Annotated in this window: 26 protein-coding genes and 2 tRNA genes; 20 read left to right on the top strand and 8 right to left on the bottom strand. The window is 68.3% G+C overall.

Translation table 11 applies throughout. The annotated features are described in order from the left end of the window. The first annotated feature begins 161 nt into the window (after nucleotides 1-161). Nucleotides 162-1,328 carry an alginate lyase family protein gene (locus ABDW31_RS07910; RefSeq protein ID WP_184718056.1) on the top strand — a complete coding sequence of 389 codons (1,167 nt, stop codon included), beginning with the start codon at nucleotides 162-164 and terminating at the stop codon, nucleotides 1,326-1,328. Continuing rightward, nucleotides 1,321-2,436 carry an aldose epimerase family protein gene (locus ABDW31_RS07915; RefSeq protein ID WP_184718058.1) on the top strand — a complete coding sequence of 372 codons (1,116 nt, stop codon included), beginning with the start codon at nucleotides 1,321-1,323 and terminating at the stop codon, nucleotides 2,434-2,436. Before ABDW31_RS07910 ends, ABDW31_RS07915 begins: the two co-directional genes overlap by 8 nt. Nucleotides 2,437-2,442: 6 nt before the next feature. On the opposite strand, the gene ABDW31_RS07920 is transcribed toward ABDW31_RS07915, so the two are convergent. The 3 genes from ABDW31_RS07920 to ABDW31_RS07930 form a co-directional block, all read right to left on the bottom strand. After that, entirely contained in the window at nucleotides 2,443-2,736 is a 294-nt protein-coding gene (locus ABDW31_RS07920; protein WP_184718060.1) for an SH3 domain-containing protein, read from the bottom strand. A gap of 153 nt (nucleotides 2,737-2,889) precedes the next feature. Then, a tRNA-Val gene (locus ABDW31_RS07925) sits at nucleotides 2,890-2,964 on the bottom strand. 51 nt (nucleotides 2,965-3,015) lie between these two features. After that, nucleotides 3,016-3,741: a phosphoglycolate phosphatase gene (locus ABDW31_RS07930; RefSeq protein WP_184718062.1), complete on the bottom strand. Its 726-nt coding sequence runs from the start codon at nucleotides 3,739-3,741 to the stop codon at nucleotides 3,016-3,018. Between the two features lie 185 nt (nucleotides 3,742-3,926). Here ABDW31_RS07930 and glmU point away from each other — a divergent pair, with 185 nt between their 5' ends. The 8 genes from glmU (at nucleotide 3,927) to ABDW31_RS07970 (ending at nucleotide 13,766) form a co-directional block, all read left to right on the top strand. Further along, nucleotides 3,927-5,318, top strand: a complete 1,392-nt coding sequence (gene glmU, locus ABDW31_RS07935) for a bifunctional UDP-N-acetylglucosamine diphosphorylase/glucosamine-1-phosphate N-acetyltransferase GlmU (protein WP_343698462.1) — start codon at nucleotides 3,927-3,929, stop codon at nucleotides 5,316-5,318. Next, entirely contained in the window at nucleotides 5,315-5,998 is a 684-nt protein-coding gene (gene rpiA, locus ABDW31_RS07940) for a ribose-5-phosphate isomerase RpiA (protein WP_184718066.1), read from the top strand. The genes glmU and rpiA overlap by 4 nt, the downstream gene beginning before the upstream one ends. 45 nt (nucleotides 5,999-6,043) lie before the next feature. Next, entirely contained in the window at nucleotides 6,044-7,444 is a 1,401-nt protein-coding gene (gene gor, locus ABDW31_RS07945; protein WP_184718068.1) for a glutathione-disulfide reductase, read from the top strand. Further along, nucleotides 7,441-8,688, top strand: a complete 1,248-nt coding sequence (locus tag ABDW31_RS07950) for an O-antigen ligase family protein (protein WP_184718070.1) — start codon at nucleotides 7,441-7,443, stop codon at nucleotides 8,686-8,688. Before gor ends, ABDW31_RS07950 begins: the two co-directional genes overlap by 4 nt. 111 nt (nucleotides 8,689-8,799) lie before the next feature. After that, nucleotides 8,800-10,185: a 3-deoxy-7-phosphoheptulonate synthase class II gene (locus ABDW31_RS07955; protein ID WP_184718072.1), complete on the top strand. Its 1,386-nt coding sequence runs from the start codon at nucleotides 8,800-8,802 to the stop codon at nucleotides 10,183-10,185. Between the two features lie 102 nt (nucleotides 10,186-10,287). Further along, nucleotides 10,288-11,205, top strand: a complete 918-nt coding sequence (locus ABDW31_RS07960) for a retropepsin-like aspartic protease (protein WP_343698463.1) — start codon at nucleotides 10,288-10,290, stop codon at nucleotides 11,203-11,205. 102 nt (nucleotides 11,206-11,307) lie between these two features. Next, complete coding sequence (locus tag ABDW31_RS07965; protein ID WP_184718076.1) at nucleotides 11,308-13,098, top strand: long-chain-acyl-CoA synthetase; 1,791 nt, start codon at nucleotides 11,308-11,310, stop codon at nucleotides 13,096-13,098. A 335-nt stretch (nucleotides 13,099-13,433) separates the two neighbouring features. Then, nucleotides 13,434-13,766, top strand: coding sequence for a DUF2322 family protein (locus ABDW31_RS07970; RefSeq protein ID WP_184718079.1), 333 nt, complete (start codon nucleotides 13,434-13,436; stop codon nucleotides 13,764-13,766). Between the two features lie 8 nt (nucleotides 13,767-13,774). Here the strand turns inward: ABDW31_RS07970 and ABDW31_RS07975 are convergent, their stop codons facing one another. From ABDW31_RS07975 to ABDW31_RS07985, 3 genes are all read right to left on the bottom strand, one after another. Further along, the gene (locus tag ABDW31_RS07975; RefSeq protein ID WP_184718081.1) at nucleotides 13,775-14,794 is read right to left on the bottom strand and encodes a purine nucleoside permease; all 1,020 of its coding nucleotides are present in this window, start codon (nucleotides 14,792-14,794) and stop codon (nucleotides 13,775-13,777) included. A gap of 106 nt (nucleotides 14,795-14,900) precedes the next feature. Further along, a complete protein-coding gene (locus ABDW31_RS07980; RefSeq protein ID WP_184718083.1) occupies nucleotides 14,901-15,797 on the bottom strand; it encodes a peptidoglycan DD-metalloendopeptidase family protein in 897 nt (298 codons plus the stop codon). A 2-nt stretch (nucleotides 15,798-15,799) separates the two neighbouring features. Further along, a complete protein-coding gene (locus ABDW31_RS07985; protein ID WP_184718085.1) occupies nucleotides 15,800-16,453 on the bottom strand; it encodes a hypothetical protein in 654 nt (217 codons plus the stop codon). Nucleotides 16,454-16,641: 188 nt separating this feature from the next. Between ABDW31_RS07985 and panD the strand changes: the two genes are divergently transcribed. Continuing rightward, on the top strand, nucleotides 16,642-16,998 hold the full coding sequence (panD, locus tag ABDW31_RS07990) for an aspartate 1-decarboxylase (protein ID WP_172268659.1): 357 nt from the start codon (nucleotides 16,642-16,644) through the stop codon (nucleotides 16,996-16,998). Next, nucleotides 16,998-17,483, top strand: coding sequence for a hypothetical protein (locus tag ABDW31_RS07995; RefSeq protein ID WP_343698464.1), 486 nt, complete (start codon nucleotides 16,998-17,000; stop codon nucleotides 17,481-17,483). Before panD ends, ABDW31_RS07995 begins: the two co-directional genes overlap by 1 nt. A 70-nt stretch (nucleotides 17,484-17,553) precedes the next feature. On the opposite strand, the gene ABDW31_RS08000 is transcribed toward ABDW31_RS07995, so the two are convergent. Next, complete coding sequence (locus tag ABDW31_RS08000) at nucleotides 17,554-18,297, bottom strand: SIMPL domain-containing protein (RefSeq protein WP_184718087.1); 744 nt, start codon at nucleotides 18,295-18,297, stop codon at nucleotides 17,554-17,556. Nucleotides 18,298-18,446: 149 nt separating this feature from the next. Between ABDW31_RS08000 and ABDW31_RS08005 the strand changes: the two genes are divergently transcribed. The 3 genes from ABDW31_RS08005 to ABDW31_RS08015 all read left to right on the top strand — a co-directional run bounded on the left by ABDW31_RS08005 (nucleotide 18,447) and on the right by ABDW31_RS08015 (nucleotide 19,610). Further along, nucleotides 18,447-18,522, top strand: a tRNA-Ile gene (locus tag ABDW31_RS08005). 211 nt (nucleotides 18,523-18,733) lie between these two features. Continuing rightward, nucleotides 18,734-19,114 carry a hypothetical protein gene (locus tag ABDW31_RS08010; RefSeq protein WP_184718089.1) on the top strand — a complete coding sequence of 127 codons (381 nt, stop codon included), beginning with the start codon at nucleotides 18,734-18,736 and terminating at the stop codon, nucleotides 19,112-19,114. Nucleotides 19,115-19,295: 181 nt separating this feature from the next. Then, nucleotides 19,296-19,610 carry a hypothetical protein gene (locus tag ABDW31_RS08015; protein WP_184718091.1) on the top strand — a complete coding sequence of 105 codons (315 nt, stop codon included), beginning with the start codon at nucleotides 19,296-19,298 and terminating at the stop codon, nucleotides 19,608-19,610. A gap of 19 nt (nucleotides 19,611-19,629) precedes the next feature. Here ABDW31_RS08015 and ABDW31_RS08020 read toward each other — a convergent pair whose 3' ends face one another. Beyond that, nucleotides 19,630-20,709, bottom strand: a complete 1,080-nt coding sequence (locus ABDW31_RS08020) for a serine hydrolase domain-containing protein (protein WP_184718094.1) — start codon at nucleotides 20,707-20,709, stop codon at nucleotides 19,630-19,632. Between the two features lie 115 nt (nucleotides 20,710-20,824). On the opposite strand from ABDW31_RS08020, the gene ABDW31_RS08025 reads away from it, so the two are divergent. The 5 genes from ABDW31_RS08025 to ABDW31_RS08045 all read left to right on the top strand — a co-directional run bounded on the left by ABDW31_RS08025 (nucleotide 20,825) and on the right by ABDW31_RS08045 (nucleotide 24,943). Continuing rightward, nucleotides 20,825-21,319: a hypothetical protein gene (locus tag ABDW31_RS08025; RefSeq protein WP_184718096.1), complete on the top strand. Its 495-nt coding sequence runs from the start codon at nucleotides 20,825-20,827 to the stop codon at nucleotides 21,317-21,319. A 53-nt stretch (nucleotides 21,320-21,372) separates the two neighbouring features. Continuing rightward, entirely contained in the window at nucleotides 21,373-21,867 is a 495-nt protein-coding gene (locus tag ABDW31_RS08030; protein ID WP_184718097.1) for a GAF domain-containing protein, read from the top strand. Nucleotides 21,868-21,951: 84 nt separating this feature from the next. Next, nucleotides 21,952-23,103 (top strand): GNAT family N-acetyltransferase, encoded by a 1,152-nt coding sequence (locus tag ABDW31_RS08035; RefSeq protein WP_184723753.1) that lies wholly within the window; start codon nucleotides 21,952-21,954, stop codon nucleotides 23,101-23,103. After that, a complete protein-coding gene (locus tag ABDW31_RS08040; RefSeq protein ID WP_184718099.1) occupies nucleotides 23,103-24,023 on the top strand; it encodes a glycosyltransferase family 2 protein in 921 nt (306 codons plus the stop codon). Before ABDW31_RS08035 ends, ABDW31_RS08040 begins: the two co-directional genes overlap by 1 nt. Beyond that, on the top strand, nucleotides 24,020-24,943 hold the full coding sequence (locus ABDW31_RS08045; RefSeq protein ID WP_343698465.1) for a hypothetical protein: 924 nt from the start codon (nucleotides 24,020-24,022) through the stop codon (nucleotides 24,941-24,943). The genes ABDW31_RS08040 and ABDW31_RS08045 overlap by 4 nt, the downstream gene beginning before the upstream one ends. Nucleotides 24,944-24,983 lie beyond the last annotated feature (40 nt).

Consider the following 24,983-nt stretch of genomic DNA (forward strand, 5'->3'; position numbering starts at 1 on the left):
TCGTTCCCATCGCGCCGACACTGTCCCGCCGTCCTCTCAAGCTTTGGGCGGTCCGTTAGTCTGACAGGTGCGTCGTCCCTCCCGGGGGCGCACCTGATCACGGATGCTCCCGCGCAGGCGGGGCGCGGGATTTTCTTCTTCGTTCCCGCAGGAGCCGTTTCATGAACCGACGCGACTTCTGTCTGGGGACAGCCCTCGCCGCCGGGGTCTTTGCGACCTCGGCGGCGGCAGGCTCTTCTCTGGATCTGGCCACCATTGACCGGGCGCGGATCCTCAAGGCGGCCGACCGCTATCTTGCCGAGGCGCCGGTGACCATCACCGCCTACAAGGCGCAGCGCAGCCCGGCCGGTCCGCACGACTACTATTCCGAGGCCGACTACTGGTGGCCCAATCCCGCCAAGCCGGATGGGTCCTACATCCGCAGGGACGGCTTTTCCAATCCCGACAAGTTCACCGCCCACCGCGATGCGGTGATCCGCCTGGGCGTCCAGCTGCCGGCCCTGGCGGCGGCCTACAAGGTGACCGGCCAGGCCCGCTATGCCGAGCATGCCGAAAAGCATCTGCACGCCTGGTTCGTCGCGCCCGAGACCCGGATGAACCCGCACCTGGAGCACGCCCAGGCGATCATCGGCGTCAACACCGGCCGCGGCATCGGCGTCATCGACACCCTGCACCTGGTCGAGGTCGCCCGCGCCGTCTCGGTGCTGAAGGCTGCGCGGCCCAAGGCGGCGGTCTATGCCCCCGCCACGGCCTGGTTCGACGCCTATCTGACCTGGATGACCACGTCGGCCAACGGGATCGACGAGCGGAACCAGAAGAACAACCACGGGACCTGCTGGGCGCTGCAGGCCGCCGAGTTCGCGCGTCTTGTGGGGCGTCTGGCCGAGCTGGACGTCGCGCGCCAGCGGATCAAGACTCTGATCCCCGGCCAGATCGCCGCCGACGGCTCCCAGCCGCTGGAGCTGGCCCGCACCAAGCCATACGGCTACTGCCTGTTCAATCTCGACGTCCTGGCCGCCTGCGCCCACGTGCTGTCGACGCCGCGCGAGAACCTCTGGACCTGGAAGGACGCGAGCGGCGGCTCCATCGCCGACGCCCTGGCCTGGATGGCCCCGTTCATCGCCGACAAGACGACCTGGCCGAGGCCCCCCGATGTCGAGGCCTGGGACGGCTGGCCGGTGCGCCAGCCCAGCCTGCTGTTCGGCGGCCTGGCCCTGAAGCAGGCGGACTATCTCGACCTCTGGAGGCGGCTGCATCCTGATCCCGCCGACGCGGAGATCATCCGCAACTATCCGCTCCGTCAGCCGGTGCTGTGGTTCGATGCTTAGGGCCGCTTTTTATCTGCTAGCCTTCGCCGGCGCAGCCCAGGCCGCCGAGGTCCGGCGCGAGCCGTTCGGCCAGACCCAGGCCGGCGTCGCCATCGTCAGGACGGTGCTGCGCAACGATCTGGGCATGAGCGTCGCGGCCATCGACTTCGGCGCGACCCTGACGGCGATCGAGACGCCCGACCGCCAGGGCAGGTTCGCCAATATCGTGATGAACCGCCCCGACATCGCCGCCTACGAGGCCAACCAGCGCCGCTATGGCGCGGTGGTCGGGCGCTATGCCGGCCGCATCACCGACGCGCGCTTCACCCTGGACGGGACGACCTACGCGCTCGAAGCCGGCCGTAACAACATGACCCTGCATGGTGGCTCGAACGGCTACGACAAGCGGGCCTGGACCAGCAGCCTGGTCTCCGACCGCCGCTCGATCGGCGTTCGCTATCGCCTGCTCAGCCCGGCCGGCGACCAGGGCTTTCCCGGCGCGGTCGAGCTGACGGTCACCTACCGGCTGATGCGCAAATCCAACGAGCTGCGCATCGAGTACGAAGCCCGCACCGACGCGCCGACGGTGATCAACCCCACCAACCACGCCTTCTTCAACCTGGCCGGGGCGGGGCAGGGGATGGTGCTCGACCATCGCGTCCAGATCGCCGCCGCCCGCTACGCCGAGGTCGACGCCCGCAAGGCCCCGACCGGCGGGCTGCCATCGGTGGACGGCACGGTGCTGGACTTCCGGACACCGCGGCGCGTGGGCGACGTGCTGAAGCTGGACGACCCGCTGCTGGCCTCCTCGAACGGCTTCGACCACAGCCTGGTCCTGGCCGATGCCGCCGCGCCGACGCCGAAACCCGCCGGCTGGATCGAAGACCCGGTCAGCGGCCGCCGCATGACCATCCTGACCACTGAACCCTCAGTGCAGTTCAATACCGGCAACGGCTTCGACGGCAGCGAGACTGGCTCGGAAGGCGTCGCCTATCCCCGCTACGCCGGCCTGGCCTTCGAGACCCAACACCTGCCCGACAGTCCGAACCAGCCAAGCTTCCCGGCCACGGTGCTGCGGCCAGGCAAACCCTTCCAGTCCGTCACGGTGCTGCGCTTCACGGCGCGGTGAGCCGGCTTAGCGGCCGCGGTAGGCGTCGGCGTTTGGCGCCAGGTAGCGTTGGGCAGCCCAGCAGGGTGGGTGGGTTGGGGTTCGGATCCTGGCCCAGGCGCCGCTGTGTCCCACGATCCGCACGCGGTCGCCGCGCCGCAGCTTGGCGACGACCTGGCCGGTGGGTTCGGGCGTCGCGCGGCACTTCAGGCTGGAGGCCGTCACGTGGCCGCGTTCCTCGGCTTGGACCGGATGGATCAGCGAGAAGCCCGCCAGCGTCGTCGCGATGGCGATCACAGCCAGGGCAGGTTTCATGGTCATCCGTTTCAGCAAGCCGCGCAGCAAGGTCTATCGGCTTCGGTAAAGCCTGCCAATTTGGCGATTTTGAGTAGGGGTCTGCATCGCTGGCGCAGCCTCGTCGTGGCGCCCCGAAGGGCGTTGCGTGGAAGCTCGAATTTTCCGGAAGGCAAAGAATGGTGGATGCGACAGGGATTGAACCTGTGACCCCCTCGGTGTGAACGAGGTGCTCTCCCGCTGAGCTACGCATCCGCCGGTGTGGAGAGGTCCGCCGAAGAGGACCGATCCGCGAGAGGAGGGGGTCTATAGTCTGGTGTTCGGCGCGGGGCAAGAGGCCAAAAGCGATAAGCAGGCCTGGGGCACATCCAAAAAGCTGTGGATGACCAGATCGGCCCCCAGGGTGTCGACCGGATCCTCGGTGTAGCCGAACGAGACGAGCACGCTGGGCACGCCGGCGTTCTTGGCGCCCAGGGCGTCGTTGATGCTGTCGCCGACCATGACGGCGCGGGCAGGATCGCCGCCGACGGCGGCGATGGCGGCGGCGACGTGGCGGCCGTCGGGCTTGGCGGCGGGGGCCAGATCGGCGCCGATCACCGCGTCGAAGAAGGGGGTCAGGTCGACGGCGTCCAGCAGGGCGACCGACAGGTTGGTCAGCTTGTTGGTGCAGACGACAAGCTTGGCGCCGGCGGTTTTCAGCTGGGTCAGGACCTCGACCACGCCGGGGAAGGGCGCGCTCTCGTCGGCAATGCGGTCCAGATAGATGGCGATGAAGCGCTCAACCAGGGTCGGGGCGCGATCGGCGCCGAGCGGCGCGCCGGCGGCGGCGAAGCCGCGCTCCAGCAGGGCGCGGGCGCCGCGGCCGACCATCAGCCGCACCTCGTCGAAGGGCAGGGGCGGCAGGGTTTCCTGGGCCAGGATGGTGTTCAGCGCGCCGACCAGATCGGGGGCGGTGTCGACCAGGGTGCCGTCGAGATCGAAGGCGATCGTGACCCCATTCAGGGCCTCTTTCAGGTCATGAAGCTGGCTCATGGGACTGGCCTTTCCGCCAATTGGGCGGCTAATGCAACGCTGAACGCGTCCCCCGCCTGTCTATCCGGTTCGGACGGAATCGTCCGAACCGGATAGACAGGCGAGGTCTCTAGATTCGGGGACGCGTTCGGGCGGCGAACCGCTCGCACTTCGCCTAACGCGTCCCAGGGAGTCGCCTTACGCCCATGACTGATTCCGTTTCGACTCCCGCCCGTCCCCGCGCCGCCGTGATCCTGGCCGCCGGCCAGGGCACGCGGATGAAGTCGCCGACGCCCAAGGTGCTGCACAAGGTGGCCGGTCGCACCCTGATGGACCTGGCGATCGACGCCGCCGAGGGGCTGGGCTGCGAGCGGATCGTGGTGGTGGTCGGCGCCCACAGCCCGCAGGTCGGCGAGGCCGCCCGCAAGCGCTTGGGTCCGAACACGACAGTGATCCAGGATCCGCCGCTGGGCACCGGCCACGCCGTGCTGGCGGCTCGCGAGGGCCTGGCCGATTTCGACGGCGACGTGGTCGTCACCTATGCCGACTGTCCGCTGACGACCGCGCCGGTGATCGCGCCGCTGTTCGAGCTGATCGCCAGCGGGACCGACGTGGCGGTGCTGGGCTTCGAGGCCGCCAACCCGACCGGCTATGGCCGTCTGGTCCTGGCGCCAGGGCAGGTGCTGCTGCGCATCGTCGAAGAGAAGGACGCCGACCTGGTCACCAAGCAGGTCAAGCACTGTAACTCCGGCGTGCTGGCCGCTGACCGCGCCACCCTGTTCAGCCTGCTGGCCGATGTCGGCAACGACAACGCCAAGGGCGAGTACTACCTCACGGACGTCGTCGGCCTGGCGCACGAGCGCAAGCTGACGACCGCCGTGGCCTTCGCGCCCGAGGCCTCGGTTCAGGGCGTCAATTCGCAGGCCGAGCTGGCCGCCGCCGAGGCGGTGTGGCAGGGCGCGCGCCGCCGGGCCCTGATGGTCGAGGGGGTGACCATGCCTGCGCCCGACACCGTCCACCTGTCGTGGGACACGCAAGTTTCCGCCGGCGCAGTGATCGAGCAGTTCGTGGTCTTCGGCCCGGGCGTCAGCGTCGCCAGCGGCGCGGTGATCAGGGCCTTCAGCCACCTGGAAGGCGCGGTGGTGGGCGAGGGGGCGCTGATCGGTCCCTATGCCCGCCTGCGGCCCGGCGCCGAAATCGGGCCTGAAGCTCACATCGGCAACTTCGTGGAAGTGAAGAAGGTCAAGGTCGGGGCGGGCGCCAAGGCCAACCACCTCAGCTATCTGGGCGACGGTTCGGTGGGCGAGAAGGCCAACATCGGGGCCGGCACGATCTTCTGCAATTACGACGGCTTCGAGAAGTTCGAGACCCATGTCGGTAAGGGCGCCTTCATCGGCTCCAACAGCGCCCTGGTCGCGCCCGTGCGGGTCGGCGACGGGGCGATGACCGGCTCGGGCTCGGTGATCACCAAGGACGTCGAGGACGGGGCCCTGGCTCTGTCGCGTGCCGAACAGACGACCAAGGCCGGATGGGCGACCAAGTTCCGCGCCCTGAAGCAAGCCCAAAAAGACGCCAAAATGAAGGACAGCAAGAAATGAGCGCCGACGACCAGAAGCGCGCCTCGGGCGAAGCCGCCGCCGAGCTCGTCGAGAGCGGCATGACGGTAGGCCTGGGCACCGGCTCGACGGCCGCCTGGTTCGTCAAGGCGCTGGCCGCCCGCGGTCTGAAGGACATCCGCGGCGTGCCGACTTCGGAAGCCACCGCCAACCTGGCCCGCGAATTGGGCATTCCGCTGGCGGCGCTGGACGACGTTAAGACGATCGACCTGACTGTGGACGGCGCCGACGAGATCGGCCCGGGCCTGTCGCTGATCAAGGGCGGCGGCGCGGCCCTGCTGCGCGAGAAGCTGGTCTGGGAAGCCTCGACCCGCTGCGTGGTCATCGCCGACGCGGCCAAGAAGGTCGAGGCCCTGGGCAAGTTTCCGCTGCCGATTGAGGTGGTTCGCTTCGGCCACGTCCACACCAGCTGGCGCCTGGCCGACATCGCCGCCGAGTTCGACCTGCCGCCGCCGCGCCTGCGCCAGGCCGATCGTGGCATGGTGGTCACCGATGGCGGCAATCTGATCTACGACATCGCCTCGGGCCGCATCGACGATCCGACAGCCCTGGCCGCGGCGCTGAAGAGCGTGACGGGCGTGGTCGATCACGGCCTGTTCCTGGACCTCGCCGACGAGGCTCTGGTCGGAACCGACGACGGTGTGGTGCGCCTCGTTCCGTGACGTCCTAAGTAAGCCATCCAAGCTAGAGTTCTTCCGGAGGCCGCGATGGCTGACTACGACTTCGATCTCTTCGTCATCGGCGCCGGCTCGGGCGGCGTGCGGGCGGGGCGTCTGGCGGCCATGACCGGCGCCAAGGTCGCCGTCGCCGAGGAGTATCGGGTCGGCGGCACCTGCGTGATCCGCGGCTGCGTGCCCAAGAAGTTCATGGTCTATGCCAGCGAGGTCACCAGCCAGCTGAAGACGGCCAAGGGTTATGGCTGGACGATCGGTGAGGCCAGCTTCGACTGGAAGAGCTTCATCCACGACAAGGACGTCGAGATCGCGCGCCTGTCGGGCATGTACGTCACCAACCTGCAGAAGGCCGGCGCGCACCTGCTGCACGGCCGCGCCCAGATCATCGACGCCCACACCGTGGAAGTGCTGCCCAAGGACGGCAGTGACGATGCGGGGACCTATACGGCCAAGAAGATCCTGATCGCCACCGGCGGCCGGCCGGTGAAGCCGGACTTCCCGGGCGCCGAGCACGGCTTCACGTCCGATGAGGCCTTCCATCTGCCCAAGCTGCCCAAGAGCATCCTGATCGTCGGCGGCGGCTATATCGCCGTCGAGTTCGCCGGCATCTTCAACGGCCTGGGCGTGCAGACGACGCTGCTGTATCGCGGCGCCAACATCCTGCGCGGCTTCGACGACGACGTCCGCGCCCACCTGGCCGACGAGCTGGAAAAGCGCGGCATCAAGGTGGTGCTGGGCTGTTCGCACCAGAAGATCGAGAAGAACGACGACGGCGTCCTCGTCAGCACCCTGACCAACGAACTGACCTTCGAGACCGAGGCCGTGATGTTCGCCACCGGCCGCGACCCCTATGTCGAGGGGCTGGGCCTGGAGAAGGTCGGCGTGAAGCTGAACGACAAGGGCGCGATCCAGGTTGACGAGCACTCCAAGACCAATGTCTCCAGCATCTGGGCCGTCGGCGACGTCACCGACCGCATCAACCTGACGCCGGTGGCGATCCGCGAGGGCGCGGCCTTTGCGCAGACCGAGTTCTACAACAACCCGACCACCTTCGATCACGACTGCGTCGCCTCGGCGGTGTTCTCCCAGCCGCCCGTGGGTTCGGTAGGCATGACCGAGGCCGAGGCGCGCCACGCGTTCGGCGGGGCCGACATCTACCGCTCGGTGTTCCGTCCGATGAAGATCACCTTCTACGGCGGCCAGGAGCGCTGCCTGGTGAAGCTGGTGGTGAACCCTGAGGACCAGAAGGTCGTCGGCGTCCACGTGGTTGGCCCGGACTCGCCGGAGATCATCCAGATGGCCGCCGTCGCCGTGAAGATGGGCGTGACCAAGCAGCAGTGGGACTCGACCTGCGCGGTGCACCCGACCCTGGCCGAAGAGCTGGTCACCCTGCGCGAGAAGTACATGCCCGTCGAAGTCGGCGGGATTGGATGACGCAAGACGAGGTCCTGGGAGAGGGCGAGCGCCGGACGCGCTGGCTGGGCGGCGTGGCCGTCTTCCTGATGGTGATGACGCCGCTGCTGGGCTACCTGGCTCCGCTGGGCTTTGCGCCGCTGCTGACCCTGGTCGGCCTGCTGGCGATCCCGGGCCTGACGTCCTCTAGCCTGGCGCGCTCGCGGCCGGCCATCGGGCCGATGGCGCTGCTGGCGGTACTGGTGGTCTGGGCGCTGATCAGCCTGTCCTGGAGCCCGGCCGCGCCGGACGTCGAGCGGATCAAGCGCGGCAAGGACATCGGCAACTTCACGGCCCTGAAGCTGCTGCTGCAGCTGGTTTTCTACGGCGCGGCGGTGGCGGCGCTGGGGACGATGTCGCGGCGCTCGGCGCGCCTGGCCGGCTGGGTGATGCTGGTCGGCGTGGGCCTGCTGGCCCTGATCGGCGTGCTGGATGGCCTGCTGAAGGCGGGCATCTACCAGGCCGCCCGGGTGGCGATCGGCGATCCGATCCGCCCGGACCTGGCGATGGTCAAGGTGTCGCTGGCCATGTACCCGCTGGCCCTGCTGATCTGGCCCTGCGCGCGCATCCTGGACGCCGCGGGCTTCCGCGGCCGCAACGTCCTGATCGCCCTGCTGGCCGGGGCGATCGCCCTGGGCGGCCACCTGACTGGGGCCGATGCGCCGGTGGCGGCCATCCTGCTGGGCGGCCTGACCTGGCTGGGCGTGCGGGTGCTGGGCAAGCCCTTCACGCGCACCCTGATCCCGATCGTGGTCACCCCGTTCGTCTTCGCGCCGATGGTGGTGCTGTGGGGCGTACGCTCGGGCTTCTTCTCGTGGCTGCACGTGCTGGTGCCGCCGTCTTGGGATCACAGGCTGAACATCTGGGCGTTCACCGCCGACCAGATCCTGCACCACGCCCTGCGCGGCTGGGGGATCGACGCGGCCCGCACCTTCGGCGACGCCATTCCGCTGCACACCCACAACGCCGCCATGCAGCTGTGGCTGGAGCTGGGGGCGGTCGGCGCGGCCTTGGTCGCGGCCTTCTTCGCCTGGGTGCTGTACCGGGTCGTGGGCTGGACCGAGGAAAGCCGTCGCGACGGGGCCATGGCGGCGGCGGCCACGGTGTCCTATCTGGTGATCGGCGGTTTGAGCTTCGGCGTCTGGCAGGAATGGTGGCTGGCGCTCGGGGCGCTGACCGTCATCGCCTGCGGTGTCGCGCAAAAAACCGGCGCTGCTTTCCGGTAACGCGACAACGAAATTTCTAGCCCGGGTCTATCTGCGGTATCGCGCCGCACGATTTTGCCTTTTTATTCCTTTCGCGGTATCTACGCCGCCCTTCTAGTTACAGAGCCTGACATGACCGCCCGTTGGACCCCCGCCGCCTGGAGAGCTAAACCCGCCAAACACATCCCGTCCGATTATCCGGATGCGGGCGCTGTGGACCGGGTCGAGCAGACGCTTCGCCAGATGCCGCCGCTGGTGTTTGCGGGCGAGGCGCGTCGTCTGAAGAGCCTGCTGGGCGACGTGGCCGAGGGCCGCGCGTTTCTGCTGCAGGGCGGCGACTGCGCCGAGAGCTTCAAGGAATTCCACGCGGACAACATCCGCGACACCTTCCGCCTGATCCTGCAGATGGCGGTGGTGCTGACCTTCGCCGGCGGCAAGCCGGTCGTGAAGGTGGGCCGCATCGCCGGTCAGTTCGCCAAGCCGCGCTCGGAGCCGATCGAGACGATCGACGGCGTGACGCTGCCGTCCTATCGCGGCGACATCATCAACGGCATGGACTTCAACGACGCCGAGCGTCAGCCCGACCCGGACCGCCTGCTGAAGGCCTATGGCCAATCGGCCGCGACCCTGAACCTGCTGCGCGCCTTCGCCAGCGGCGGTTATGCCGACCTCTACAACATCCACCGCTGGACGCTGGGCTTCGTGGGCGACAGCCCGCAGGGCGCGCGCTACCGCGAGCTGTCGGAGAAGATCAGCGAGGCCCTGACCTTCATGTCGGCCGTCGGCGTCACCCCCGACACCCAGCCCGACCTGAAGCGCGTGGAGTTCTTCACCAGCCACGAGGCCCTGCTGCTGGGCTTCGAGGAAGCCATGACCCGCGTCGATAGCACCTCGGGGGACTGGTACGACACCAGCGCTCACCTGCTGTGGATCGGCGAGCGCACCCGTCAGCTGGACGGTGCGCACATCGAGTTCATGCGCGGCGTGAAGAACCCGATCGGCCTGAAGTGTGGCCCGACCATGGAGGGCGACGACCTCCTGCGTCTGATCGACGTGCTGAACCCGAACAACGAACCGGGCCGCCTGACGCTGTACGGCCGCTTCGGCTCGGACAAGATCGCCGACCGCCTGCCGCGCCTGATGAAGGCGACCAAGGCCGCTGGCCGCTCGGTGGTCTGGGCCACCGACCCGATGCACGGCAACACACTGAAGGCCTCGACCGGCTACAAGACCCGTCCGTTCGACCGCATCCTTGGCGAGGTGAAGAGCTTCGTGGAGATCGCCCAGGCCGAAGGCGTCCACCCGGGCGGCGTCCACCTGGAGATGACCGGCCAGAACGTCACCGAATGCCTGGGCGGCGCCCGTGCGGTCTCGGAGACGGATCTCGCCGACCGCTACCACACGCACTGCGACCCGCGTCTGAATGGCGAGCAGGCGCTGGAACTGGCGTTCCTGGTGGCCGAGAAGCTGAAGGCCGCCCGCGACGACCAGCGTCGCCAAGCCGTCGGCCAGGACTAAGGATTATCAGCGAACGGCGCTATCTGGCGCTGTTCGGCGGACCTGTATAGCGTCCTTCCCATAAGAGAACGTCCCCAGCGGAACGTTCCAGGGGAGGACGCGATGGTTGATCGTGGCGTCGAGCGCCGCGCGCTCATGGGACTGATCGCCGGCGCCGCAGCCTCGCCCAGCGTGGTGCTGGCCGGGCAGGACGCGCCGCCCGCAACGCCAACCACCGACCCCCTAAAATATCTGGACGCCGCCCGGCGGCTGACCGTGCGAACCTTGGTCAACGGAGAGGGGCCGTTCGATTTCCTGGTCGATACCGGCGCCAACAGCTCGGTGATCACAACGGAGCTTGCGGCCGCCCTTTCCTTGCCGCGCGGCGGGGTCTTTCGGCTGCACAGCATTGCGGGCTCGCAGGCGGTGGAGACGGCGAAGGTCGCCAGCCTGGGGGCCGGACGACGTGTCCGCCACAACATGACCGTCTCGATCTTGCCCCGTGCGCAGCTGCGCATGGACGGTGTGTTGGGTCTGGACTGGCTGAGCCGCGCGAGCCTGCTGCTGGACTACAAGCGGCGACGCATGACCGTGGGCGAGGCCTTGCCGGTGGCCGACGCTATGACGGTGATCGTCAAGTCGCGGCTCTTGCGCAGCGGCCTGACTCTCGTGGACGCCTTCATGCCGCTGCAGCGCCTGATCGCCTTCGTCGATAGCGGCTCGACCACCACGGTGGGCAACCTGGCGCTGCTGGACGCCGCCCGCGACAACGACGCAGTGCTGGGGCCGCTGATGGCGACCGAGTTGCGCAGCGTGACCGGCCAGGTGATGCCCGGGCGCCAAGCGATTCTCTCGCGTCTGACCGTCGGCAAGATGACGCTGCGGAACGTGCCGCTGGTCATAGGACCCATCCACACCTTTGATTATTGGGGCTTTCGCGAGCAACCGTCGATCATCATCGGCTCGGACATCCTGCAGCGGTTCGACACGGTGGCCATGGACTTCAAGCGTAACGAGGTTCGCTTTCGCGTCCCGGGTTGAACCCAGACATGCTTTGAAGCGCGTTAGGTTTGCGATGCAGCACCGGTCGGCTTGACCCGACCCCCGGCGCTCTCCAATGGTTGTTTTAATAGGGAGAGCCGTATGCGTCTGAGCGTGAAGATCAAGCGGGAGCTGAAGTTCCTCGGGGGGCTGACCCGGACGCTGAAGCGCGTGAAGTCGATCGCTCCCGACAGCAACAACCTGATCTGCGACGACCTGGAAACGGCCGTCGACAAGTGGCGCGACCGCCCCGCCATCACCTTCGAAGGCAAGACGATCAGCTATGCCGAGCTGGACGCCATGGCCAACCGCTACGCGCACTGGGCCAAGGGGCAGGGGATCACCCGCGGCCAGACCGTGGCGCTCTTCATGCCCAACCGGCTGGAGTACATGGCCATCTGGTACGGCCTGACCAAGGTCGGCGTAGCCACGGCCTTGATCAACAACCAGCTTACCGGGGCTGCCCTGGCGCACTGCCTGAAGATCTCTCAGGCCATGCACTGCATCGTCGATCCCGAGACCTCGCCGTGCTTCGAGGATGTGAAGGGCCAGCTGGACCGCCACGTGCACCAGTGGGTCCTGGGCGCGGCCCACGGCGAGCAGCGCGATCTCGTCAAGGCGTTGAAGAGCTGCAGCCAGCTGCGCCCCGACCGCGAGACGGCCCGCGACGGCCTGGTGGCCAAGGACACGGCGCTGTTCATCTTCACCAGCGGCACGACCGGCCTGCCCAAGGCCGCGCGCATCACCCACATGCGCGCCCAGCTCTACATGCGCGGCTTCGCGGGGTCGACCGGGGCCAAGGAAACCGATCGTATCTACGTCACCCTGCCGCTGTACCACGCCACCGGCGGCCTTTGCGCCCTGGGCGCGGGCCTGCTGAACGGCGGCTCGATCGTGCTGCGCAAGAAGTTCTCGGCCACCCACTTCTGGCCCGACATCGTCAGCGAGAACTGCACGATGTTCGTCTATATCGGCGAGCTGTGCCGCTACCTGGCCAACCAGCCCGAGCACGACCTGGAGCGCGCCCACAAGCTGCGCCTGATCTTCGGCAACGGCCTGCGCCCCGACGTCTGGAACGACATGCTGGACCGCTTCAAGGTCGGCGACGTGCTGGAGTTCTATGGTGCGACCGAGGGCAACGTCTCGCTGTTCAACTTCGACGGCCGGCGCGGCGCGGTGGGTCGTATCCCGCGCTATCTGCGCAGCAAGTTCAACATCCGCATCGTCAAGTTCGACGTCGAGACCGAGCAGCCGATCCGCGGGACCGACGGCAACTGCATCGAGGTCAAGCCCGGCGAGGTGGGCGAGTGCATCGGCTCCATCGGCAGCGACGCGCGCTCGAACTATGTCGGCTATGCCGACAAGGCCGCCACCGAGAAGAAGGTGCTGCACGACGTCTTCAGCAAGGGCGACGCCTGGTTCCGCACCGGCGATCTGATGCGCATCGACGGCGACGGCTACATCTATTTCGTCGACCGCATCGGCGACACCTTCCGCTGGAAGGGCGAGAACGTCGCCACCAGCGAGGTGTCCGAGCGCCTGGCCGGCTTCGACGGCGTACAGGAGATCAACGTCTACGGCGTCAAGATCGCCGAGCTGGACGGCAAGGCCGGCATGGTCTCGCTGGTCACCACGCCCGAGTTCGACCTCGAAGCCTTCGCCAAGCATGTCGACGAACAGCTGCCGACCTATGCCCGCCCGCTGTTCGTGCGCCTGCAACCGGCCATCGAGACCACCGGCACCTTCAAGTACCGCAAGATCGACCTGGTCACCGAGGGCTTCGACCCCGCCAAGACCAAGGACCCGCTGTACTTCCGCGACCCGGAAAAGGGCTATGTGAAGATCACCAAGGCCCTGCACGCCAAGATCGAGGGCGGGGCCTTCAAGCTCTAGGGCGCTGGTCCTCCGGTTCGGGGAGGAGGGCGTCGGCGACGACCTCCTCGAGCACGGCCAGGTCCACGTCCTTCACGGACCTGAACCGGATGCAGTAGCCGGTGATCGTGCAGGTCCCGCAAGTCCTGGCGCTTGGCCGGGGGCTGGGCGTCGATATAGCTGTCGATCTGTTCGCGCACTGTCATGCGGGGCCTCCTCTTCCTGGAGAAGACGATCCGGCGCGGCCGCAGCCGACAGGGCGCTCCGACTTTTCTCGGCCGCGCGCGCCATGGCGGACGTCCGTGCGGGGTGTTACAGGCCCGTCCCTATACTCAGGCATGTGAAAAGAGCTGGCGATGATTCAACCGGGCGCGACCTTCAAGGACAATCTCCAGCACTTGCCGGCCGTCGACGGCGTGCAGCGCATCGACCTGACCAACGCCCAGGGCGCCGTGGTCGCCAGCATCGAGAACGCGCCCGGCAAGCAGGGCTCGCTGGCGGTCTATCAGTATCTGCACCAGCAGTTCGGGGCCCTGGACGCCAAGGCCGCCGAGCACGGCCTGGCGGTGTTCGGCGAGCACGCGGCCGACGCCCGTCAACGTCCTGGCGCGCACCCCAACATCGACCGCCTGATCGCCATCGTCGACGGCGGAGAGGCCCTGGCCATCGCGGTCGTCGCCGCCGGCTGAACCCCGGCTCAGAGAGGCGGCGGTCCGTCCCGCCACTGCGGCCATTCGGCGACGATGCGGTCCACGACCCGCGACCCGACCGCGCCGATATTGGCGACCGTTTCGGCGAAGCCGCCGGCCGTCTGGCCCGGCGCAGGATCCAGGTGCTGCAGGGTGGTTTCCCCGGGCGCGCCCTGGTCGAAATTGACCGCCCCGCGCAGGCTCAGGATGCGGTCCGTGCCCCACTGGCGCTTGATCACCAGGGCCAGGGCGGCGGCCTCCATCTCGGTGATGACGTAGTCGTCGGCGCCGTAGAGCTTGGCGATGTACTGGGCCTCCTTCGACAGGCCCGGGCCGTGGAAGAAGGCATCGCCGGTCATGTGCGTGCCGAGTGTCACCGAGGGCGCAGCGCGGGCGCGGGGATCGGCATAGCGCATGCGGTAGCGGCGGGCGTCGTCGCTGTCCTGCAGGGGAGCGCCTTGGGACAGGCGGACGGCCCAGGCCACCAGGGCCGGGTTCAGCTGGAAGCGGCGATAGTCCTCATAACCGGCCCGCGGCATGAAGGTCGGCGCGCCGGGCGTGTTCTCTTCCGGCGCCCAGCGGTGGCCCAGGTCGTAGTCGACCAGCCAGCTGCCCCACGAGACGTCGCCGATCGTGCCGCGCGACGGCGGGGTCCCGCCGACGCCGCTGAGGATGAAATAGGCCTGCGAGAAGTCGTAGGCCGGGTCCAGCAGGATGGCCTGCATCGAGGCCGAGGCGTTGACCTTGCCCATGCCCAGGGTCGCGCCGCAGACGCCGTCGGCGTCGCAATAGACGGGCTTCAGCGCGCCTCGCACCGTTCGGGGCGGGCTCTGGCGCCAGTAGCGCTCGTACCAGGGCTGGAACTCGCCGGCCCGGTCGCCGGTGTTCTCGCCGATCTCGAACATGGCCGCGACGAAGACCTTCACCTTGATCGGGGCAGGGGCGGGGGCCTGAGCCCGGGCGACGCCGGAGAAGGTCAGGGCGGCCAGCAGGGTGGCGGCCAGGCCTAGGATCTTGTGACGGTTCATGGCGGCCTGTTCCCCGAGATCCTGACTGGTCCTCGAGGCTAAAGGCTGGGACGGCCGCCGCCAACCCGGGCGGGGTCATTATCCGGCCCAGAGTCGCCCGGCGCCTTCAGCTCGCGCAGGGCTTGCCGTCCAGCTTGCGCTGATAGGCCTCCGCCAGGCTCAGATAGGGCGGCAGGAAGGTGTGCAGGGCGATCGGCTTGCCATCGGTCGTCGTCCCTGCCACGCCGGCCCGCAGCTCGAAGTGCAGGTGGATGGTGGTGGGCGTGCCGCCGAAGTCGTTGGACACCTTGCCCAGCTTTTGCCCGGCCACGACCTTGTCGCCTTCCTTCACCGCCAGGGTCGCCATCTGCATGTGCAGGTAGCGATAGGTGTAGTGCGGCGCGGCCTTGGCGACGAGCGTCACCGTATAGGTCCCGATGTCGGTCACCGTGCCGGCCTCGGCGGCGACGGCCCAATGCTCGTTCTTCTTGCAGCTGGCCGGGCGGATGTCCTGGCCCTGGTGGCCCGTGCCGGCCCCGGCGCACAGCGGGTTGGCGCGCGAGCGGGCCTCGCAGAAGTTGTCACGCCAGGGCAGGCTGTAGTTCAGCGTATCGCATTGGCTGGGCTTGCCGGCCGGACCCATGCCGCCGCCCGGGCCATAGACCTGGGAATTGGCGAAACCGGCCTCGGCCAGCGGCCAGCACATGGTCGGCGACCACACCGTGCGGTCCAGATAGCCGGCGCCCTGGCCGGTCGGCAACGACCCGGCCGGATTGTGCGGGAAGCTGGCGCCCGACGGCGCGGACGGCTCGCTGGGCTGCACGGCCGGTTCGGGGCTGGGCGGCACGGGCTCGCTGGACGGCTGCTCGGCCCCGCCGTCGACCGGCGCGTCGTCGGGCTTGGGCGGCCCCGGCTCGGGCGAGGGCGGATGGACCGCGCCGCCGGCGGTCTTGGTGGTGTCGTCGCAAGCAGCCAGCGAGCCAGCGGCGAGCAGGGCGGTCAGAAGGAAAGGCAGGGCGCGCATGGTCAGCCTCCCAGCCCGGCGGCGGCGCGGGCGGCCTGGCCCATCACAACGGCGTTGGTCTTGCCGACCAGGCCCAACACGTAGTTGTCGTCGACGCAGCGCGGGTCGCTGGGCGCGTCGCAGCGGATCTCCACCGTGTAGAGCACACCGTAGCGCACGAAGCTGGCCAACTGGCCGTCGACCGTGCGCTGGACGGTCAGCATCTCGGCGGCGTCCCCCTCGATCTTCAGCGGCTTGTTGGCGGGCAGGGGCACGGTCGTGGTCGTGCCGCTGAACGACACCCCGCCGCCGGCCGTGTCGGCGGTGATCGTGTAGTAGTCGCCGAAGCTGTAGATCCGCGCCCCGGCCGCCAGCTTGGCGTCGCGTGGCAGCAGGATCGGCACGGCCATGCGGTCGACCTCGGCCCTGTCGAGATTGGCCCCCAGGCTCTCGCCCGCGCCGCCCGACTGCCTCAAGCCGCCGACCGCGCCCTGCCAGTCCACCCGGCTGCGCGGCGGGTCGACAAAGGCGGCGGCGATCCCTGGCCGAATGGTCGGTGCGCCTGTGGCGTCTCTGGGTGCGTTGCCCTGCCGCGTCTGGGCCAGGCTAAAGGCCGCCCCCGCAACCGTCACGACAACGACCGCCCCCGCGATCGTCCATGCTCTTTGGTGACGCATCGGCTTCCCCCACAGAACCGTGTTCTTTCAATCCATAGCGCGAAACAGCGACGCTGTTAACGTTTTCCGATGCTGCGGTGCGATTGTGTGGGGCGGGGTTCGTGGCTATATGGCGAGACCTCATAGCGGGCCTTGTGTGTGGCGGCTCGGAAAACAACAGTTCCATCAAAGGGATAGGTTTCCCCGCCATGCTTCTGACCATGCTCAAGGCCAAGCTGCACCGCGCCACGGTCACCCAGGCCGACCTCGACTACGAAGGCTCGATCGCCATCGACCGCGACCTGCTGGACGCGTCGGGCATCCTGCCCAACGAGCAGGTCGACGTGCTGAACATCACCAACGGCGCGCGCTTCACCACCTACGCCATTGAGGCCCCGCGCGGCTCCAAGGTCATCGGCGTGAACGGCGCGGCCGCCCGCCTGGTGCAGAAGAACGACCTCGTGATCGTGGTCACCTACTGCCAGATGGCCGCCGAGGAAGCCCGCAACTACGCCCCGACCGTGGTGCTGCTGGACGAAGGCAACCAGATCAAGAAGGCGGCCTGATGCGGCGCCTGATGCGGGGTTTGCTGCTGCTGGGCCTCACCTTAGGTCTCATGGGGGCGGGTCTGTCGGCCTGCTCGCCCAAGTTGCCCGAGGGCGTCGACGAGAGCGCGCTGGTCGAGGCGATCGGCCGCTCGATCGGCTCGCCCTCGACCTGCGTGGTGATCGGCGACGAAAAGGGCCGGCTGGTCTGGCGCGCCGGCGGCTACGTCACCTGCGCCCGCACCCTGCCGACCTGCGACGGGGCCGAGACCACGGCCGAGGCGCTGCTGAAGACCAGCGCCGGCAAGCCCGCCCGCTTCTTCAGCTGTCCCAATCCCGCCGTGGCCGCCAACACCGTCGGCTGGGCCATTGGTCCGGTGCCGGCCAGCCCGGGCAAGCCGTCCCAGGCCCTGACCTATGTCGCGGTCATGGAGGGCGAGAAGGCCCTGCCGGGGCTGGAGATCCAGGACCGGGTCGAGCGGGCCTTCAAGAAGGCCGGCTTCTAGGGCCAGATACAAACCAGCCGCCGCCGGATCGCTCCGACGGCGGCTTTTTCGTGCGTCCCGGGAAGGGCGCTTACTTCGCGGCTTCGTAGGTGGCGCTGACGTCCACCCGAACCTTCAGCTCACCGGCCGAGATGCTGGTCGAGTCGGCCATTTCGCGCTTGGCGAAGGCCATGACCGGCATCGGCGGGGTCGGCTGGCTGAAACCCGCGCCTTCGTTCAGATTGACCAGGCGCACGGCCTTGTAGCCGGTGGCGCGGCCATACAGCTCGGCCTTGGCCTGCAGCGCCTTGACGGCTTCCAGGCGGGCGGCGTCCTCGGCGACCTGCGGGTTCTTCAGGCCGAAGCTGATGCCGTTGATGGTGTTGGCGCCGGCGCCGACCGTGGCGTCGACCGCCGCGCCCAGCTTGGTCAGGTCGCGCACCGTGATCGTCACCTGGTTCGAGGCCTGATAGCCGGTCAGCTTCGGCGGCTGATTCTGCTCATAGGCGTATTGGGCGTTCAGGTTCAGGTTCGAGGTCTGGATGTCGCGCTCGGCGATGCCGGCCTTCTTCAGGGCGGCCATCACCTGGTTCATCTGCGCGCCGTTAGCCTTCATGGCTTCGGCGGCGGTGGCCTGCTGGGTCTGCACGCCCAGAGTAATGGTGGCCATGTCCGGCGCGACATTGGTCTCGCCATAGGCCGACAGGCTGAAGGTCGTGGCCCGGAAAGCGGCGTCGTTCTGGGCCAGGGCCGGCGCGGCCGCGCCCAGCAGCAGCGCACCGCCGACCAGGGCAGGCAGGGCGATGGCGGGGAGGCGGCGAGCGGTCTTGATCATCGTGTTTCTCCAGGGCTGTCCGGCGCAGGGGAAGTGTGGCCGAACACCTACGGTTCCTTTGGTGACAGTTCCAACCTGAACCGGAGCTTTAAGCCGCGTTCGGCTCATGTTATTCGCCGGCTCTCGCGTACGCTCACACGTATCCGCGCGGGCCTGTAGCTCAATGGTTAGAGCCGACCGCTCATAACGGTCTGGTTGGGGGTTCGAGTCCCTCCGGGCCTACCAAACCTTCCCAAGATTGAAAGTTATCCACAGGGGACCTCCCTAGGGGAGGAGACGCTTCCTCCTCACCCGTGAATTGGGGGAGCTGGCCCGAAGGGCTGGAGGGGGCGCTGTATCCCCATGCTTTTCCGGAGGCGGCTAAGCGATTTCAACCGCTTACACGAAAACGCAGATTTCTTATCCTCGGCGCCCGGGGCGGCCTCATGCTTTGAACATGACCCAAGCCCAGACTCCCGCCCAATGGTGCGCCGCCCTGCAAGCCAAGATGATGGCCGCCCTCGACGCGGCCTGGGATCTGGCCGAGCGCAGTGATGATCCCGCCGTGCTGCTCAAGGCGCGCGACAAGGCCCGCGTGTGCGGGCAGATGGCCGCCGCCGCCCGCAAGGTCGCTGCCTTGGTCCCCGCGCCCAAGGTCAAGGCTGGGGCGCCCGTCGCCGATCCTGAAGCCTTCGAGGAGGTCCGGGTTCAGGTCGCCGCCCTGGAGGCCGCCGTCGAGGTGACCGGCGCGCTCGATCCCGGCGCTGCGCCCGGCAAGCCGCCCGCCGCCCAGGCCGTGGCCATGCGCGCGGCGTTGCGGAAACTCGGACGTCGTTAGTTCTCTATTTGTTCCAATTTCCGACACATCATGATCGTCGTGAGTCTGCGTCAGATCCGGACGCATGGGCTTTCGAGACCGATCGACTCTTCGCCTCCCGCCCGGCACATTTCTTAACGGCGGGGCCGCCTGGGGCGCCCTTGAGCCGACATTCCCAAGATCCCGGGCTGAGGAGGCCTCGATGGAGTTCGATCCCGATCGCCTGCGCGCGATCGTGGGCGCGCTGGGCGGCGTGGCCGTCTACGGCTTGGTGCTGGCCGGCGCGCCCGACCGCGCCGCCTTGCGCGAGCTGCTGATCCGGCTGGCCTGCGCCACGCCGGCCGCGGTCATCCTGGCCGTGTTCTTCGTCAAGGCGGCGCTGCCGGTGATCCCGTGGACGCCGCTGCGCGAGGCCTATCTGTTCGGCTTCATCGTCGGCGCGTTCAGCTGGGAGCTGCTGCCGCTGCTGTTCCGGGTGGTCAAGCGCCGCGCGACCGAGCGGGCCGAGAAGCTGTAAGGCCTCAGGGCGTCGTGAATCAGGGGGCGGTGAAGCGGTCCGAGACGAACCGGGCCAGGCGACCGGCCAGACGCGGAGGGGCGACGTTGCTGAGGGCGACGACGACGCCTTCGCCGTCGGCGATGATCCGCAGTTCGGCGGACATGCCGGGGGCGATCCCGTTGTGGCCGACGATGGGCAGCGCGCCGGGATAGATCGCAACGCCATAGCCGAACCGCATGCCGTCACCGTCGTCGAAGCGGGCGGTGGTCAGGATCCGCCGGTGCTCGGCGTCCAGCAGGCGGCCGTCATATAGCGCGATCGCAAACTTCAGCAGATCCTGGGCCGTCGCATAGCCGCCGCCGGCCGGCGTGCCGCGCCAGGGCAGGGTGGGGCGGGTATAGGCCGCCTCTTCGTGTTCGTAGGCGACGGCGCGATCGGGCACATCGACGGTCTCGGGTTCGAAGCCGCTGCCGGTCATGCCCGCCGGCGCGAAGACGTGGTCGCGCATGTAGTCGGGATAGCTCTGGCCTGACACGACCTCGACCACTCGGCCCAACAGGATGAAGCCGTAGTTGGAATAGTCCCACTTGGCGCCAGGCTCGAAGTCCGGGGCGCGGGCGCCGTAGAGGTCGATAAAGTCCTGGGGCGTGCGCAGCGCCTCACGCCGGGCGTCGTACGCCGGCCCGAAGATGTCGCCGGCCCTGCCGCTGTGGCTCAACAGGTGGTGCAGGGTGACCTTCCGTGCCCAGGCGGCGTCGGGATAGGCCTTCAGATAGGTGATCAGCGGCGCGTCCAGATCGACCTTGCCGGCCTGGACCAGCTGCAGCACGGCGACGGCGGTCTGCATCTTGTTGACCGAGCCGATGCGGAAGCGGGTCTCGGCGCGGTTGGGGATCTGGCGCTCGCGGTCGGCCCACCCCTGGGCGAAGGTCGCGAACGGCTGGCCGCGACGGGCGACCAGCACCACGCCCGAATAGTCCTCACCCAGTTCCGCCAGCCGTCCGGCCAGGGCCTGGCTCAGAGCAGCGTCGTTCAGGCGCGCTGGCGGGGCGACCTGGGCCAAGGCAGGCGCGGAGAGGGTGAGCGCCAGGACGCTGGCGAGGGCGAGGCGCTTCATCGATCGGTCCATGATGGTTGAGCAAGGCTCGCCCTGGCCGGTCGTCGGGTCAATGGCTCTCTTTGAGGTTTAGTAAGGGCGGCCGGCCTAGATGGAGCCAAACGGAGGGTTTTCGATGTCTCGCGCCCTGATCCACGCCGTCGTCGGCCCTGTCGTCGCAAGCCTGCTGCTGCTGGCGATCACCTTCACCACCGATCTTCTGTTCCGGATGGGCGCGCCCGGTAAGCTGGTCGCCCAGCTGACCGAGGTGGTTTCGAACATGCTGCGGCCTGGCCCTCTGCTGCTGTTTCCGTTTTGGGCGCTGCTGGCGTGGCTGGGCATGGTCATCGCCGACGCGCGCCGGCCCCGAACCGTGCTGGGCAGGCTGCGTCTGGCGACCGGCGCGCTGCTGGTCGGCGGACCGGGCGTGATGGCTCTGCTGACCTATTGGCGCACACCCGGCGGCGGGCCGCTGGCCTGGGCGCTGATCGGGGGCGGTGCGCTCGTGGTCTGTCGCTGGCTCTGCCGGCTGGCCGGTGCGGAACAGATCTGGCGCGAGACGGCCGTTCGGACGCGGACGGCGGCCATCCCGGAGAGCCGCGCAGTGTTCGGTCGTCGCGGACTGACCTGAGATCGCGATCAAACCCCTCTGACATCCCCCGCGCGGCGCGCTATATCCCCGCCATGGCCGAAGCGTTCAACGACATCATCCTCTCCGCCGACAAGGCGACCCGCTATGCCGAGGTCGCCGACGAGATCGCGTCCGTGCTGGACGGCGAGCCCAATGTCACCGCCCGCATGGCGACGGTGGCCTCGATGCTGGCCAACAGCTTCGACCACTATTTCTGGACCGGCTTCTACGTTGTGGATCCCGCGAAGGAGCGCGAGCTGGTGGTCGGGCCCTATCAGGGCACGCTGGGCTGCCTGCGCATCGCGTTCGGTCGCGGCGTGTGCGGAGCTGCAGCGTCCACGGGTGAGACACAGCTTGTCCCAGATGTGCACTCATTTCCGGGACACATCGCCTGCGACGGTCGCTCGCAGAGCGAGGTGGTCGTGCCGGTCTTCGGTCCGGACGGCCAGCTGATCGCTGTTTTCGATGTGGATTCAGACCGTCCCGCGGCGTTTGACGAGACCGACCAGCACTGGCTGGAGACCATCCTGAGAACGACGTTCGGCTAAGTGTCGGCTGGCTGACACATGGCCTGACGATTGCAGGCTTTGGTCCATCTTTCCCTAACCCGCCCCGGAGTAGGACAGATGGACATGTTGGACGTCGAGACCTTTCACCCGAGCCTGCTGAGCGCCGAAGACGTGGCGTTGTGGCGGAGCCTGGCGAGCGCCGGGCAGGGCTTCGGCAATCCCTTGCTGGGTCCCGATTTCGCCCTGGCCGTCGGCAAGGTGCGCGAGGACGCGCGTGTGGCTGTGGCCCGCCGCGACGGCCAGACCCTGGGCTTTCTGGCCTATCACCATCGTCCCGGCGGTCTGGCGCGGCCGATCGGCTCGCCGCTGTCGGACTATCATGGTCTGGTCGGCCGTCCCGACGCCAATCTGCGGATCGAGGACGTGCTGCGCGCCGCCGGCGTCAGCCTGTTCCGCTACACCGGCCTGATGGATCCGCACGGGGTGTTCCCGGCCGCGTCGCGCACCGATCGTACGGCCTATGTCATCGATCTGGCCGATCTGACCGCCGAGGCCTATCTCGAGGCCGTCCGGGCGCAGAGCCCGAAGAAGATCAAGAACTACCGCCGGCTGGACAACAAGCTGGGCCGCGAGGTCGGCGAGGTGCGGCTGGTGGCCGGCGATGCCTCGCGCGAGGCCTTCAACCAGCTGATCGACTGGAAGCGTGAGCAGCTGATCCGCACGGGCGGCCACGACTTCTTGCGTTCGGACTGGACGCGCGAGCTGATGGCCGACCTGTTCGCCCAGCGCGACGGCGATTTCCGCGGCTGGATGATCAACCTCTATGCCGGCGACGAGCTGGTCGGCGGCCACTTCGGCATTCGCCAGGGCGACGCCTATCACCCGTGGATCGCCTCGACGAACCCGGCCCACGCGGCCTGGTCGCCGGGACAGATCTTCTTCCTGCGGGCCATCGCCGCCATGCCGGAGATGGGCCTGACTCGCTACGACCTGGGTCCGGGCCACGACCACTACAAGCGTAGCTACGCCTTCAGCGCGGTGACGATCGGCGAGGGCGCCGCGACGGCGGCCAGCATCGCCGGCCGCATGGCCCTGTCGGTCGAGAGCGCCTGGAGCCTGGCCGGCGCCCATAGCACCGGTCCGGTCGGCCAGCTGCGCCGGCGCATGGAAGCCATCGCCAGCACCGAACTGACCATGGGCGGCCGGGTGCGTGACTTCGTCGAAGCGGTCGCCGCCAAGGCGCAGCGCCGGCATGGAGAGCATCCGGAGGGCTGATGGCGCGCGTGACGATCATGATCCCGACCCAACGACGTCCCGACGGCCTGGCCGTCGCGGCGCGTTCGGTGTTCGGCCAGGCCGGCGTCGATCCTTCGACGCTGGAGCTGGTGATCGTCGACAACGACCAGGTCCCGTCGGCCCAATCCGTGGCGAATGACCTGGCCAAGACCGCGCCGTTCCCGGTCCTATATGTCCACGAGCCGCGCCCTGGCGTAGCCTTCGCCCGCAACGCCGGCATGGCCAAGGCTTCGGGCGACCTGATCGCCTTCCTGGACGACGACGAGGAAGCGCCGGCCGGCTGGCTCGCCGGGCTGCTGGCCGCGCGTGAGCGCTTTGACGCCGACGTGGTGTTCGGACCGGTGAAGACCCGCGCCCCGGCCCATGTCGTCGAGCACCGCGACTATCTGGAGCGCTTCTTCTCCCGCGAGGGACCTTCCGAGGCGGTGGTTCTCGATCGCCACTATGGCTGCGGCAACAGCCTGCTGCGCCGCGCAGCCCTGCCGGACCCGGTCGCGCCGTTCTCGCAAGAGCGCAACCACATCGGCGGCGAGGACGACATGCTGTTCGGCCACATGGGCGCGGCCGGCGCGCGCTTCGCCTGGGAGCCGGCCGCCTGGGTCTGGGAAGAGCCGGTGCTGTCCCGCCTGAACCTTCGCTACACGATCGCCCGCGCCTTCGCCTACGGCCAGGGGCCCAGCTCGCACTGCGCCGCGGCGATCCCGAGAGATTACGTGGGCGTGGCCCGCTGGATGGTCATCGGCCTGGGACAGGCGGCCGTGTTCGGCGCCGTCGCGGGCTTCAAGTGGCTGACCCGCGCCCACGACCGCGCCGACTGGCTGGACCGCGCCGCCCGGGGGCTGGGGAAGACCCTGTGGTTTGGCCCCTTCAAGATCCAATTCTACGGGAGGACCGCATGAGCGTGATCACCGACTGGACGCCGGAAAAGGCCAAGGCCTTCGGCCAAGAAAACCTGATGTTCAAGCACGCGCTGCATGAGCGTCCGATGTTCGACGACGAGGGGCTGGCGCGCCTGCTCGACCTCTATCCCCGCGACAGGCTGGGCGTCTTCACCATGGGCGAGGACCCCAAGGCCTGGACGACCTGGCGCAAGGGTTCGGCCGGCAATCTGACCGGCGACCAGCTGCTGGAAGGCGCTAAGACCGGCCGCATCTGGCTGAACCTGCGCCAGACCAATGACCACGTGCCGGAATACGCCGCCCTCAGCGACGAGATCTTCGCCGACAAGCAGGCGCATGTGCCGGGCCTGCACACCTTCAAGCGCGACGTCGGCATGCTGATCAGCAGCGCCAACGCCCAGGTCTTCTACCACCTCGACGTGCCGCTGGTGTCGCTGTGGCAGATCCGCGGCGAGAAGAAGGTGTGGGTCTATCCGGTGGCCGACCCCTATGTAGGCGACCTGGCGCTGGAGAAGATCGTGCTGCGCGAGACCGCCGAGCAGTTCGCCTTCGAGCCCGAATGGGACGCCGCCGCCCAGGAGGTCACCCTGACGCCGGGCAACATGGTCACCTGGCGTCAGAACGCCCCGCACCGTATCGAGAACGGCCCGATGCTGAACGTCTCGATCTCTATCGAATTCATGACCCCGCCCGCCCTGATGCGCGCCAACGTCATCTACGCCAACGGCGTGCTGCGCCGCCGCCTGGGCGCCAAGCCGCGCATCCAGAACGGTTTCGGCCCCACGGCCCTGGGCAAGCTGGCGGTCGCGCGCGGCGCCAAGGCGCTGGGCCTGCAAACCCCGCACGTGCGCCACCTGCCTGTCACCTTCGGCCTGGATGCGAGCCGGCCGGGCGTTTTGATTGAGGGACCTCAAGCCTAGAGCTTGCCCGCTGTCGCGCTTTGCCCCACATCCTTAGGTG

The sequence above is a fragment of the Caulobacter sp. genome (genome assembly GCF_039596335.1).
Classification (GTDB): Bacteria; Pseudomonadota; Alphaproteobacteria; order Caulobacterales; family Caulobacteraceae; genus Caulobacter.